Origin of the sequence: Streptomyces sp. RP5T (assembly GCF_003933965.1) — a bacterium.
Classification (GTDB): domain Bacteria; phylum Actinomycetota; class Actinomycetes; order Streptomycetales; family Streptomycetaceae; genus Streptomyces.
Genome location: NZ_RSAJ01000226.1, coordinates 1 through 13,092, shown reverse-complemented (window position 1 = coordinate 13,092; position 13,092 = coordinate 1). Strand labels below are relative to the sequence as shown.

The 13,092-nt window shown below is 71.2% G+C and carries 10 protein-coding genes; 3 read left to right on the top strand and 7 right to left on the bottom strand.

Annotated features, from left to right (window positions below; all coding sequences use genetic code 11):
• The 3 genes from EHS43_RS23035 to EHS43_RS23025 form a co-directional block, all read left to right on the top strand.
• Positions 1–1,299, top strand: a 1,299-nt coding sequence (locus tag EHS43_RS23035; RefSeq protein WP_125192668.1) for a ferric reductase-like transmembrane domain-containing protein, incomplete at its 5' end; no start/stop codon positions are given.
• Positions 1,300–1,328: 29 nt separating this feature from the next.
• Entirely contained in the window at positions 1,329–2,120 is a 792-nt protein-coding gene (locus tag EHS43_RS23030; protein WP_185806367.1) for an FMN-binding protein, read from the top strand.
• Positions 2,113–2,913, top strand: a complete 801-nt coding sequence (locus EHS43_RS23025; protein ID WP_260470663.1) for an FAD:protein FMN transferase — start codon at positions 2,113–2,115, stop codon at positions 2,911–2,913. The genes EHS43_RS23030 and EHS43_RS23025 overlap by 8 nt, the downstream gene beginning before the upstream one ends.
• Before the next feature lie 65 nt (positions 2,914–2,978).
• On the opposite strand, the gene EHS43_RS23020 is transcribed toward EHS43_RS23025, so the two are convergent.
• The 7 genes from EHS43_RS23020 to EHS43_RS22990 all read right to left on the bottom strand — a co-directional run.
• The gene (locus EHS43_RS23020) at positions 2,979–3,524 is read right to left on the bottom strand and encodes an arginine repressor (RefSeq protein ID WP_125192667.1); all 546 of its coding nucleotides are present in this window, start codon (positions 3,522–3,524) and stop codon (positions 2,979–2,981) included.
• Positions 3,525–3,543: 19 nt separating this feature from the next.
• Positions 3,544–4,731 carry an acetylornithine transaminase gene (locus tag EHS43_RS23015; RefSeq protein ID WP_125192666.1) on the bottom strand — a complete coding sequence of 396 codons (1,188 nt, stop codon included), beginning with the start codon at positions 4,729–4,731 and terminating at the stop codon, positions 3,544–3,546.
• Entirely contained in the window at positions 4,728–5,636 is a 909-nt protein-coding gene (argB, locus tag EHS43_RS23010; RefSeq protein WP_125192665.1) for an acetylglutamate kinase, read from the bottom strand. Before argB ends, EHS43_RS23015 begins: the two co-directional genes overlap by 4 nt.
• Positions 5,633–6,784, bottom strand: coding sequence for a bifunctional glutamate N-acetyltransferase/amino-acid acetyltransferase ArgJ (gene argJ / locus EHS43_RS23005; RefSeq protein WP_125192664.1), 1,152 nt, complete (start codon positions 6,782–6,784; stop codon positions 5,633–5,635). The genes argB and argJ overlap by 4 nt, the downstream gene beginning before the upstream one ends.
• Positions 6,781–7,809 (bottom strand): N-acetyl-gamma-glutamyl-phosphate reductase, encoded by a 1,029-nt coding sequence (gene argC, locus EHS43_RS23000; RefSeq protein ID WP_125192663.1) that lies wholly within the window; start codon positions 7,807–7,809, stop codon positions 6,781–6,783. Before argC ends, argJ begins: the two co-directional genes overlap by 4 nt.
• A 65-nt stretch (positions 7,810–7,874) precedes the next feature.
• A complete protein-coding gene (locus EHS43_RS22995) occupies positions 7,875–10,352 on the bottom strand; it encodes a YfhO family protein (protein ID WP_260470664.1) in 2,478 nt (825 codons plus the stop codon).
• A gap of 306 nt (positions 10,353–10,658) precedes the next feature.
• On the bottom strand, positions 10,659–13,092 hold a 2,434-nt coding region (locus tag EHS43_RS22990; protein WP_260470662.1), incomplete at its 5' end, for an alpha-L-arabinofuranosidase C-terminal domain-containing protein.

The following is a 13,092-nucleotide window of genomic DNA, read 5'->3' as shown; positions in this document are numbered from 1 at the left end:
CTGCTGATCGCCGTATGGGCGGGCGCGGTGGGGGTGTTGTGGCTGTGGTGGCACAACACCCCCGCCGTCGCCGACGACAACAGCAAGATCCTCAACGCGGGCCGGATCACCGGTCTGCTGGCCGGCTATCTGATGGCGCTCGTGGTGCTGCAGATGGCCCGGGTGCCCGCGCTGGAGCGCCGGGTGGGCTCCGACCGGGTCGCCCGCTGGCACGCGATGACCGGCCGCTACACGCTCTGCCTGGTGGTGGCCCACGTCTTCCTGATCATGTGGGGTTACGCCCTGCAGGCCGGCAAGGGCCTCGGCGACATCGTCCAGCAGACGACGGACTCCATCAACCAGCTCCCGGACATGGGCAAGGCGGCCATCGGCACGGGCCTGCTGTTCCTCATCGGACTGATCTCGGTCGGCGGGGTGCGCAAGCGGATTCCGTACGACACCTGGTACCACGTGCATCTGCTGACGTACGCGGCGGTCTTCCTGACCTTCTGGCACCAGCTGACCACCGGCAACGACTTCGCGGTCGAGCCGGTCGCCAAGACCGTCTGGTACGCGCTGTACGGCTCGGTCACCGCGCTGGTCCTCTGGTACCGGATCCTCACGCCGATCCGGATGAACCTGCGCCACCGGATGTACGTCGAGGCGGTCGTCGAGGAGACGCCGGGTGTGGTGTCGGTGCTGATCGGCGGGCGCAAGCTGCACCGGATGGGCGCGGAGGCGGGCCAGTTCTTCCGCTGGCGGTTCCTCGCGCCGGGCATGCGGTTCAGCTCCCACCCGTACTCGCTGTCCGCGGCGCCCCGGCCGGGCATGCTGCGGATCACGGTGAAGGCGATCGGTGACCACAGCGAGCGGCTGCGCGAGCTGGAGCCCGGCACCAAGGTGTGGGCCGAGGGTCCGTACGGCGCCCTGACCGCCCAGCGGCGCAGCCGCGGCAAGGTGCTGCTGGTGGCCGGCGGTGTCGGCATCACGCCGATGCGGGCCCTGTTCGAGACGCTGCCGGGCGCGGCCGGTGACATCACCCTGCTGTACCGGGCCAACACCACCCAGGACCTGGCCCTGTGGGACGAGCTGGCCGCCATCGCGGAGGAGCGCGGCGCCCGCCTGATGTACGCGGTGAACAGTCCGGACGGGGAGCGCCCGGACATCTCCGCGGAGTCCCTCCAGCGCAAGCTGCCCGACATCGACAAGCACGACGTGTTCATGTGCGGGCCGAACGGTTTCGCGCAGTCCGTGTACGAAGCACTGCGCGGCGCGGGTGTGCCCGCCCGCCGCATCCATCACGAGTCGTTCGAGATGTGAGCGACGGCAATCCAGGAGCTGTTGAAGCGATGAGGAAGTCTCACCCCGTTCGTCGAGTCGTGCTCGCGACGGCCGCCACCGTCTCCGGTGTCGTGCTGATGCTGTCGCTGAAGCCGTCCTCGGACCCGGCGTCCGCCCAGGCGGGCGGAACAATCCCGCAGCAGACGGCGGCGGCACAGGAGTCGGCCCAGGGCGGCACCGGCGCGGCCGCCGGCGGCACGGTCACCGGGGACGTGGTCCAGACGCAGTACGGGCCGGTCCAGGTCCGGATCACCGTCAGCGGCAACAAGATCATGAAGTCCGAGGCGGTCCAGGCACCCAAGGGCGGCGAGAGCGACCAGAAGACCGCCCTGTCCGTGCCGAAGCTCAGCCAGGACGTGGTCGCCAAGCAGAGCGCGCAGATCGACACGGTGTCGGGGGCGACCTACACCAGCGAGGGCTACAAGAAGTCGCTCCAGTCCGCGATCGACAAGGCGAACGAGGCGGCCTCCCAGGCGCAGCCCTCGGCCCAGCCCTCCCAGCCGGCCGGTGGCGGCGGGGCGGCAGCCGCGAAGACGGTCACCGGAACCGTCTCCCAGACCCAGTACGGGCCGGTCCAGGTCCGGATCACGGTCAGCGGCGGCAAGATCACCAAGGCCGAGGCCGTGCAGGCGCCGAAGGGCGGGACGAGCGACCAGAAGACGGAGCTGTCCATCCCGAAGCTCAACCAGGAGGCCGTGGCGGCCGGCAGCGCGGACATCGACTCCGTGTCCGGGGCCACCTACACCAGCGAGGGCTACAAGAAGTCGCTCCAGTCCGCGCTGGACCAGGCCGGTGGCTGACACCGTGGCCGAGTCGGCACAAGCTCCCGCCGCGGTGCGTCACGCGGAGGAGGCCATGGGGACGGTCTTCTCCTTCGACGTCCGCGGCGGGGAACCCCTCGCCGTGCAGGCGGCGCTGCGGGAGGCGGTGGCGGGGCTGCACCGCGTGAACGAGGTGTTCAGCACCTACCGCGACGACAGCCAGGTCTCGCGCCTGGCCCGCGGTGAGCTGACGGTCGAGGAGTGCGATCCCGAGGTCGCCGAGGTCCTCGAACTCGGCGCCGAGGCGGAGCGGTTGAGCGACGGCTGGTTCAGCATGCGCTACGAGGGCCGCCTCGACCCGACCGGCATCGTCAAGGGCTGGGCGGTGGAGCGCGCGGCCCGTCAGGTCGCCGAGTCGGGCGCGACGGGCGTCAGCGTCAACGGTGGCGGGGACGTCCAGCTCCTGGGCGTGCCGGGTCCCGAACGCCCCTGGCGCGTCGGCGTCTCGGACCCGCTGCGCCCCGGCGGTCTGGCCGCGGTGGTCTCGGCGGCGGGAGCGGCGGAGCTGGCGGTGGCCACCTCGGGCACGGCCGAGCGGGGCGCCCACATCGTCGACCCGCGCACGGGCCGCTCGGCGGTCACGGACCTGGTGGCGGTGACGGTCGTGGCCCCCACCCTCACCTGGGCCGACTGCTGGGCCACGGCGGCCTTCGCGATGGGTTCACGGGAGGGCCTGGCCTGGCTGGAGAGCCTGCCGGACACGGAAGCCCTGCTGATCACGGCAGGCGACGAGGTGCGATGCACGGGGGGCCTCGCAGCCAGGCTCGGGTAAGCGCTCTTAGGGGCGCGGGGAACTGCGCGACCAGCCCCCGCTCACCCGCACCCGACCGACAACCCTCAGTGCCCGTTCTGCGCCAACCGCAACAAGTGCTCGGCGAGCGCCTGCCCCCCGGTCGGGTTCCGACTGATCAGCATCAGCGTGTCGTCACCGGCGATCGTCCCGAGAATGTCGTGCAGCTCGGCCTGATCGATCGCCGACGCCAGGAACTGCGCGGCCCCCGGAGGAGTCCGCAGCACCACGAGATTCGCCGAAGCCTCCGCGGAGATCAGCAGCTCCTGGGAGAGCCGCCGCATCCGCTCCTCCTTCGCGGACTCCCCCAGCGGCGCCCGGGGAGTGCGGAAACCCCCCTCACTGGGCACCGCGTAGATCAGGTCGCCGTCGGTGTTGCGGATCTTCACCGCGTTCAGCTCGTCGAGGTCCCGGGAGAGCGTCGCCTGGGTGACACTCAGCCCGTCGTCGGACAGCAGCTTGGCCAACTGGCTCTGCGACCGCACCGGTTGCCGGTTGAGGATGTCCACGATCCGGCGGTGGCGCGCGGTACGCGTCTGCGGCACCGCGGGCCCCGCGCCCCCGTTGTGATCGTGCTCCTGCGCATGGCTCATCGTCGTCTCATTCTCCGGATCATCCGTCTCCCTCGGCGGCACCCAGGATGCCGGGGAGGGCCTGAAGAAGCGCGTCCACTTCGTCGTCGCCGAGGTTCAGCGGCGGCATCAGCCGTACGACATCGGGTGCGGGCGCGTTCACCAGGAAACCGGCGTCCTGAGCCGCCTTCTGCACCTGAGGCGCGAGCGGCTCGGTGAGCACGATACCCAGGAGGAGGCCCGCGCCCCGGACATGGGCGACCAGCGGGTGTCCCAGCGCCTCGACTCCGTCCCGCAGCCTCTCGCTCTGCCGCTTGACGTTCTCCAGCAACCCCTCGTTCCCGATGGTGTCGAGAACGGCGAGGCCCGCGGCGCACGCGACCGGGTTCCCGCCGAAGGTCGTCCCGTGCTGCCCCGGCTGGAGCAGGTCCGCGGCCCGCCCGAAGGCGACGGTCGCGCCGAGCGGGAGTCCGCCGCCGAGCTGCTTGGCGAGGGTGACCACGTCCGGCAGGACGCCCTCGTGGGCCTGGTACGCGAACCAGTCCCCGGTACGGCCGATTCCGGTCTGCACCTCGTCGAGGACCAGCAGCGCGCCCTTGGCCGCCGTGATGGCCCGGGCCGCCTTGAGGTAGCCGGCCGGGGGCACCACGACGCCGTTCTCGCCCTGGATGGGCTCGATGACGACGAGCGCGGTGTCCTCGGTGACCGCGGCGGCCAGGGCCTGCGCGTCGCCGTACGGCACATGCGTCACGTCGGCGGGCAGCGGCAGGAAGGGGGTCTGCTTGGCGGGCTGGCCGGTGAGGGCGAGGGCGCCCATGGTGCGGCCGTGGAAGCCGCCCTCGGTGGCGACCATGTGGGTGCGCCCGGTCAGCCGGCCGATCTTGAAGGCGGCCTCGACGGACTCGGCGCCGGAGTTGCAGAAGAAGACCTTGCCGTCCCGGCCGAAGAGCTGGAGCAGCCGCTCGGCGAGGGCGACGGTGGGCTCGGCCATGAAGAAGTTGGAGATGTGGCCGAGGGACGCGATCTGCCCGCTCACCGCTTCGACGATCGCCGGGTGGGCGTGGCCGAGCGCGTTGGTGGCGATGCCGCCGACGAAGTCGAGGTACTGCTTGCCCTCGCTGTCCCAGACCTTGAGTCCCGCGCCGCGGACGAGGGGCAGGCGCGGGGTGCCGTAGTTGTTCATGAGCGAGCCCTGCCAGCGCTGGGTGAGCTCCTGATTGTCGGTCATACGGCATCCCCCTCTTGCGCGTCCGGCACGACCATCGTGCCGATGCCCTCGTCGGTGAAGATCTCCAGCAGGATCGAGTGCTGGACCCGCCCGTCGATGACCCGGGCGGTGGTCACGCCGTTGCGGACGGCGTGCAGGCAGCCCTCCATCTTCGGGACCATGCCGGAGCTCAACTCCGGCAGCAGCTTCTCCAGTTGGGAAGCCGTGAGGCGGCTGATCACCTCGTCGCTGTGCGGCCAGTCCTCGTAGAGGCCCTCGACGTCCGTGAGGACCATGAGGGTTTCGGCGCCCAGAGCAGCAGCGAGTGCCGCAGCCGCCGTATCAGCATTGACGTTGTAGACATGTCCGTCGTCCTGGCTCCGGGCGATCGAGGAGACGACCGGGATCCGGCCGTCGGCGAGCAGTGCCTCGATCGCGCCCGTGTCGATCGCGGTGATCTCGCCCACCCGCCCGATGTCGACCAACTCCCCGTCGATCTCGGGCTGGTGCTTGGTGGCGGTGATGGTGTGCGCGTCCTCGCCGGTGAGTCCGACGGCGAGCGGCCCGTGTTCGTTGAGCAGGTTGACCAGCTCGCGCTGCACCTGCCCGGCCAGCACCATCCGTACGACGTCCATGGCGTCCTCGGTGGTGACGCGCAGGCCGGCCTTGAACTCGCTGACGATGCCGTGCTTGTCAAGGGCGGCGCTGATCTGCGGGCCGCCGCCGTGCACGACGACCGGCTTGAGCCCGGCGTGGTGCAGGAAGACGACGTCCTGGGCGAAGGCGGCCTTGAGGTCCTCGTCGATCATGGCGTTGCCGCCGAACTTGATGACGACGGTCCTGCCGTTGTGCCGGACCAGCCAGGGCAGCGCCTCGATGAGGATCTGGGCCTTGGGGAGCGCGGTGTGCTTTCGCGTGGTGCTCATGAGGAGTAGGCGCTGTTCTCGTGGACGTAGTCGGCGGTGAGGTCGTTGGTCCAGATGGTGGCGGTCTCGGACCCGGCGGCGAGGTCGGCGACGATGTGCACCTCGCGGTAGCGCATGTCGACCTTGTCGCGGTCCTCGCCCACGCCGCCGTTCTTGCACACCCAGACGCCGTTGATGGCGACGTTGAGCTGGTCGGGCTCGAAGGCGGCCCCGGTGGTGCCGATCGCGGAGAGCACGCGGCCCCAGTTGGGGTCCTCGCCGTGGATCGCGCACTTGAGGAGGTTGTTGCGGGCGATGGAGCGGCCCACCTCGACGGCGTCGTCCTCGGAGGCCGCGTTGATCACCTCGACCTTGATGTCCTTGCTGGCGCCCTCGGCGTCCCGGATCAGCTGCCGGCCGAGGTCGTCGCAGACCTGCCGTACCGCCTCCGCGAACTCCTCGTGGGCCGGGGTGACTTCGGAGGCACCCGAGGCGAGCAGCAGCACGGTGTCGTTGGTGGACATGCAGCCGTCGGAGTCGACGCGGTCGAAGGTGGTCCGGGTCGCGGCCCGAAGTGCCGTGTCCAGCACGTCGCTCGGCAGGTCCGCGTCCGTGGTGAGGACGACCAGCATGGTGGCGAGGCCGGGGGCGAGCATGCCCGCGCCCTTGGCCATGCCGCCCACGGTCCAGCCGTCCTTGGTGACGACGGACGTCTTGTGGACGGTGTCGGTGGTCTTGATGGCGATGGCGGCCCTTTCGCCGCCGTGCTCGTTCAGGGAGGCGGCCGCCGCTTCGACACCCGCCAGCAGCTTGTCCATCGGGAGCAGGACGCCGATGAGCCCGGTGGAGGCGACGGCGACCTCGCCGGCGCCGATGTCCAGCACCTCGGCGACCTTCTCGGCGGTGGCGTGCGTGTCCTGGAAGCCCTGGGGGCCCGTGCAGGCGTTGGCGCCACCGGAGTTGAGGACGACCGCGGTCAGCGCACCGCTCTTGAGGACCTGCTCGGACCACAGCACGGGCGCGGCCTTCACACGGTTGGAGGTGAAGACGCCGGCGGCGGCGCGGCGGGGCCCGGTGTTGACCACGAGGGCCAGGTCCGGGTTGCCGTTCTCCTTGATTCCCGCGGCGATGCCCGCCGCCTGGAATCCCTTTGCTGCCGTGACGCTCACGGTGCGACTCCGATCGTGGAAAGACCGAGCTCCTCGGGGAGACCGAGGGCGATGTTCATGCTCTGGACGGCACCGCCCGCGGTGCCCTTGGCGAGGTTGTCGATGGCGCTGATCGCGATGATGCGGCCCACGGACTCGTCGAGGGCGACCTGCACCTGAACGCCGTTCGAACCGTAGACGGACGCCGTGGCGGGCCACTGGCCCTCGGGCAGCAGGTGCACGAACGGCTCGTCGGCGAAGGCCTTCTCGTAGGCGGCGCGGACCGACTCGGCGGTCACGCCCGCACGCGCCTTGGCGCTGCACGTGGCGAGGATGCCGCGGGGCATCGGCGCGAGGGTCGGGGTGAAGGAGACGCAGACGCGCTCGCCGGCCACCGCGCTGAGGTTCTGGACGATCTCCGGCGTGTGCCGGTGGCCGCCGCCGACGCCGTACGGCGACATGGAACCCATGACCTCGCTGCCCAGCAGGTTCGGCTTGGGCGCCTTGCCCGCGCCGGAGGTGCCGGAGGCGGCGACGATCACGGCCTCGTCCTCGGCGATACCCGCGGCGTAGGCCGGGAAGAGGGCGAGGGTGACGGCGGTCGGGTAGCAGCCGGGGACCGCGATGCGCTTGGACCCCGTAAGCCGGGCGCGGGCACCCGGCAGTTCGGGAAGGCCGTAGGGCCAGGTGCCGGCGTGCGCGGAGCCGTAGAACTTCTCCCAGTCGGCCGCGTCCCCGAGCCGGAAGTCGGCGCCCATGTCGACGACGAGGACGTCCGGGCCGAGCTGCTCGGCGACGGCGGCGGACTGGCCGTGGGGCAGGGCGAGGAAGACGACGTCGTGTCCGGCGAGGAGGTCGGCCGTGGTCTCCTGGAGCACCCGGTCGGCCAGCGGCAGCAGGTGGGGCTGGAGCGCGCCGAGCCGCTGCCCGGCGTTGGAGTTGCCGGTCAGCGCGCCGACCTCGACCTCGGGGTGCGCCAGGAGCAGTCGCAGGACCTCACCGCCCGCGTATCCGCTCGCTCCGGCCACTGCCGCCCGTACCGCCATGTCATCCTCCTCCTGGATGGCATGACTATACGTTTCGCTGCACGTTTATGCAACCACATGCATACTCACGCCCGCCGCCGGCGCACCGCCCCGAACACGCCGAGCCCGGCGAGAACCGCGAGCGAGCCGCCGCCCACCGCCGTGCCCAGGCGCAGGCCGGGCGGGCGGAAGGCGCAGGTGACGCTTGTCGAGGTGCCGTCGAGGGGTACCGCGACCAGCCCGTGGTACTGCTGTGCGGGCACCAGGGGTGCGTCACCCGCGGCGCAGCGCCAGCCGGCGATCCGGGGCGCGGCCACCACGGCGACTCCCCTGCTGCGGGCCGGGAGCTCGGCGCGGATCGTGCCGCCGGAGCCGGAGACGGTCACCTCGGTCGCGCCGGTGGCCCGGAGCCGCCGTACGACGGAGTGCAGGCGTGCGGTGTCCAGGCAGCCGACCGCCCGGTCCGGTACGACACCCAGCCGGTTCGCGGACAGGTCGACGGTCAGGCGCCCGGAGTCCGGGACCGTGCCGAGCCGCTGCATGGCGGCGATCTTGGTCAGGGGCCGCCAGTCGGACCGGAACCGTCCCGTCAGGCCGTGGGCGGAGGATCCGGCCAGCCTCGCGGTGCCCGAGAAGTACGGCGCCCAGAGGTAGACCTCGCTGCCCGCCCGGCACCGGGCGGTGATCGTCGCCTTCGCCCCGACCCGCACGCCCTGGCGCCGGTCGGTGCTGCGGTACGGCCGCTTCCCGGCACCGTTGAGCACGGTGGTGCGGGGCAGCGTGTAGACGCGGGCGCCCAGCAGCAGCTCCTGGTTGCGGTACGGCGACGGCCCGAAGGCGCCGGTCGCGGCGGGCGGCCGTACCGTCACCAGGGGCGGGACGTCCTCGCGGGTCACGGTCACCGCGCTGCCGTCCTGCGGGAACCAGTTCTGGTGCGGGTCGGGCGGGGAGTGCACCCGGGCGCCCACCGAGAAGAGGACGTCCGTGACCGCGTTGTCCAGGCTCTGGAGGCTGCGGCCGCCCGAGGTCCAGCCGCCGCCGAGGGTGGTGAGCGTGCTGCTGAGCACGGCCGAGGTGTGGCTGCTGTAGTACTGGGCGCCCTGCCCGCCGACCTCCAGCGGGTCGTTGCCCACGGTCTGCTCGCGGCCCGGGTCGGTGCGGTAGCGGGGCCAGCCGTCGGCCCGGGCGATCGCGTCCGCCTGGTCCTGCTGCCGGTCGCCCCAGGGGGCGTAGTCGTCCATGTGCCCGAACCGCATGCGGGTGGCCACGGCGTCGGTGGCGGTGGCCTCGCCGAGCTGCACGCCGACGAGCAGGACGGCGGCGAGCGCGGCCGGGGCCACCCGCAGGACGGGGCGCTCGCGGCCGAGCAGGAACAGCCCGAGCAGCGCGCCCGGCCCGGCCGCCAGGACGACCGGCCAGGTGAAGGAGCGGACCAGCGGGCTGCCGCTCGCGACCAGGACGATCAGCGCGAGCAGTCCGGCCGCCGCGCCCAGGGCCCGCGGGTCGGGGCGGCCGTAGGAGAGGGTGTGCCAGGCCGCGATCACCAGGAGGGCGCACACCACGAAGGTCTGGCGGTAGGAGCTGCCCTGCGGTTCGGCGAAGGCGTGCCACATCAGATGGGTGGGGCCCCACTGCATCGACAGGGTCACGGCGAGCACGAGCAGCGTCCACCCGGCCCGCACCCGGCGGGGCGCCGCCCGGTGGAAAGGCAGGGCGAGGGCGAGCAGCAGAGCCGTGGTGCCGACGAAGAGCGCCGGGGAGCCGAAGCTGTACGTGGTCGGCAGCAGCCGGGCCAGCAGGTCTTCGGTGCCCACCGGGGCGAATCGCGTGAAGCGGCCCTCGGAGGCGTGCGCGCTGCCGAAATACACGACCGTCACCAGGGGCGCGGCCAGGCCGATGCCGAGCGCGAAGGTCACGGCGGCCCGGCCCGCCGCGATGAGGCCGCGCCGGAGCCCACGGCCGGTCAGCCACAGCCGCAGCAGGAACACGAGGGCGGCGGCGAGGGTGGCCATGTAGGCGGTGTAGAAGTTGGCGATCCAGGCGGCCGTCACCACCAGCACCGCGAGCAGCGGGCGCCGGCCGCTCAGCACCCACTCGCCGACCAGGCACAGCAGCGGCAGGGCGATCAGCCCGTCGAGCCACATGAGGTTGTACGAGGCGGTCGCCACGGTCCAGCCGCACAGGGCGTAGGACGCGCCCAGCAGACCCGCCGCCCACCAGCGCCCGGGGCGCAGCCTCAGCAGCAGCCAGGCCATGGCGGCACCGGCGCAGGCGATCTTGAGCACGGTGATCACGTAGACCGCGAGGTCGATCTCGCTCCTCGGGAACACCGCCACGAGCAGCGCGAACGGGCTGGTGAGGTAGGTGCCGAGGTCGGGCAGGAAACTGGTGCCGAATCCCGACTGCCAGTTGACGAGGAGGCCGCCGGTGGCCCTTCCGTGCAGCAGGTCCCACAGGTGCGCGTGGAACGGGACGTACTGGTTTCCCAGGTCGTTGACGTTCCGGGTGTGCGGACCGAAGGGATAGCTGCGGGCGACGGCGTCGGCCGCGCAGAGCACGAACACGGTGATCGTCGCCGCCAGCAGGGCGGCCTGCCCCGGCCCGGCCGGCGGGCCCGGAGCGGGCGGCGGCGGCCGCTCCCCGGTGCGGTCGTGCGTGGTTCCCGGTGCGGGCGGGACGGTCGGTCGCACACCCTGTTCGCTGGTCAATTCAGGCCCCCGTCCGGGGCGTTCACCCCAGCGCGTTGTTTCTGCGCCGAATTAGACGGGGGGTGCTTCTCGGTGGTTGTGCTCCCGCCGATGGCGGTGGGATGAATTCGGCACCCTCCGAAAGCGAACGAAAAGTGCTGCTCGACCCCACCGCCCCGCCGGCTACCTCTGCCTGATCCGCAGGAAGGTGACCGAGTTCGCCGGGAAGGTGTACGAGAACTTCCCGGCGACCCCGTCGAAGGTGGACGTCACCGGGGTGACCGCGGTCGACGTCTCGCTGTTCACGGCGTCCTGGGCGGCCGCGAGGGTGGTGACCCGGGCCCTGGGGGCGACCTTGGCGCCGCCCAGGTCGACGGCCGTGCGGGCCGCGGCGTTCTGGGCGTTGACGACCTTGACGATCAGGTCACCGGTCTTCCCGTCCTTGGTGACGACCTGGCGGAACGGCTCGGCCGGCTTGTCGTCGGTGAAGCTGCCCCACTCCTGACCGTCGAGGAAGAGGGTCACCTGGCGGCCGCGCACCTTGACGTCGATGTCGTAGGCACGGCCGGTCTCGACCGAGCCGGCCTTGGAGATCAGCGTCGACTTGTCGCCGTCCACGGCCTGTTCGACGGCGGTCTGGGTGTTGTTCCAGCCGCCGATGTTCCACCAGTAGTAGGTGCCGGTGTCCTTGACGCCGAAGGCGACGAGGAAGCCCTCCTTGCCGGCCTTCTTGGTGGCCTTCACCTTCAGGTCGTAGTCGTGCCAGGACGGGTCGCCGGCCGAGACCATGGTGTTCTCGGCGTTCACGTCCGTCTGCACGTACTGCCCGTCCTGGACGCTCCAGCTGCCGCCACCGGTGTGCGTCCACTGCGCGGCACCGGAGGAGAAGTCGTCGGTGAGCAGCGCCCGGCCGTCGGCGTCCGTGACGCTCACGTCGTCGTACGCCGCCGTCGTCGCCCACGTCGACAGGCCGACGGCTCCGGTGATCGGGGCCAGCAGCGAGGGAGTGCCGGTGGCCGTGGAGGGCACCACGCGGTCGCCGACGTTGTTCATGAACAGCTTCTGGACCTCGTAGTTGGCGGAGTTCCAGGAGGCATGATTGTTGAACCAGATCAGGTCCGGGCGCCACTGGACGTAGTCCTCGTTGGCGAACAGCGGGGCGTAGGAGGCGAGTTTGACCACGTCGGCGTTGCGCTCCAGGCCGGTCATGAACGCGGCCTCGGTCAGGGCGTTCTTGAAGGTGTTGCCCTGGGAGGCGTACTCGCCGAGGAAGACCTTCGGACCGCCGCGGTCGTAGGAGTCGTAGCGGTCGTTGTTCTGGAGGAACCACTGGGGGCTGTTGTAGTAGTGCTCGTCGACCATGTCGACCTTGGCGTCCTTGTTGAGCTGCCAGGCCGTGTCGAAGGTCGTCCCGGAGTCGTCCGGGCCGGAGTTGGAGATCACCTGGATGTCCGGGTACTTCGCCGCGATGGCGGCGCGGAACTCCTTGAACCGGGCGAAGAACTCGTTCGGCAGGTTCTCCTCGTTGCCGACCTCGATGTGGGTGAGGTGGAAGGGCTCGGGGTGGCCCATCTGCGCGCGCTTCCTGCCCCACGTGGAACTGGCAGGGCCGTTGGCGAACTCGATGAGGTCGAGGGTGTCCTGGACGTGCCGCTTGAGCAGCGCCTCGTCGGCGACGGCCCTGTTCTGGCCGCAGCCGGTCACCAGGGCGGGGACGACGGGCAGCGGCATGGCGCCGATGTCCTCGGACAGGCGGAAGTATTCGTAGTAGCCGAGTCCGTAACTCTGGTTGTATCCCCAGAAGTTGGCGTTGGTGGCGCGCTGCTCGACCGGGCCGATGGTGTCCTTCCACTGGTACGAGCGCTTGCGCTGCCAGCCGGAGGCCTCGCTGTAGTCCTCCATGGACCCGGTGTTCACCAGGCAGCCGCCCGGGAAGCGCACGAAGCCGGGGTGCAGGGCGGCGACCTTCTCGGCGAGGTCCTTGCGCAGCCCGTTGGGTTCACCGCGGTAGGTGTCGCGCGGGAAGAGGGACACCATGTCGAGGGCGGCCGCGGCGGCGGAGGCCACGGTGAGACGGCCGGCGGAGCTGGTGCGGCCGGCGGTGAAGGTGGCCCGGTACTTGGCCCAGCCGCTCTTGGTGACGGCCACCTGGCGGGCGGTGGCGAGCGTGCCGTCGGCGTCCCCCAGCGAGACCGTGAGGGCGGTGCCGGCGTCCGCCCGGGCCCACACCGAGAAGTCGTACTTCTTGCCCGCGTCGACGTGGATGCCGGTGTTGTATCCGGCGTTCGTGACGGATGAACCGGCGCCCAGGGACAGGTAGTTGCGGTTGCGGGCGTTGAGCCGTCCGTCGTCGTTCACGACCTGGGCCGTGCCGGTGACCGTCCATGAGGTCAGTGGGGTGTACGAGCCGTTGTCGTCGGTGGAGTACTCGAAGGACCGGTTCTGCACGAGCTCGGCGTACAGACCGCCGTCGGCGGCGCGGTTGATGTCCTCGAAGAAGACGCCGTACATCGTGTCGTCGATCTTCGCGCCCCTGGCGGACGGGTCGACGGTGATCGCGTAGTCGGTGACGTCCTCGGCATGGGCGGGGGCGGGGATCAGACCGGCGGCCACGAGG

Bases quoted from the DNA above. Each gene is read 5' to 3' on its own strand.
- EHS43_RS23030 (WP_185806367.1), top strand. From the start codon at position 1,329: ATGAGGAAGTCTCACCCCGTTCGTCGAGTCGTGCTCGCGACGGCCGCC.
- EHS43_RS23020 (WP_125192667.1), bottom strand. From the start codon at position 3,524: ATGAGCCATGCGCAGGAGCACGATCACAACGGGGGCGCGGGGCCCGCG.
- EHS43_RS23015 (WP_125192666.1), bottom strand. From the start codon at position 4,731: ATGACCGACAATCAGGAGCTCACCCAGCGCTGGCAGGGCTCGCTCATG.
- argB (WP_125192665.1), bottom strand. From the start codon at position 5,636: ATGAGCACCACGCGAAAGCACACCGCGCTCCCCAAGGCCCAGATCCTC.
- argC (WP_125192663.1), bottom strand. From the start codon at position 7,809: ATGGCGGTACGGGCGGCAGTGGCCGGAGCGAGCGGATACGCGGGCGGT.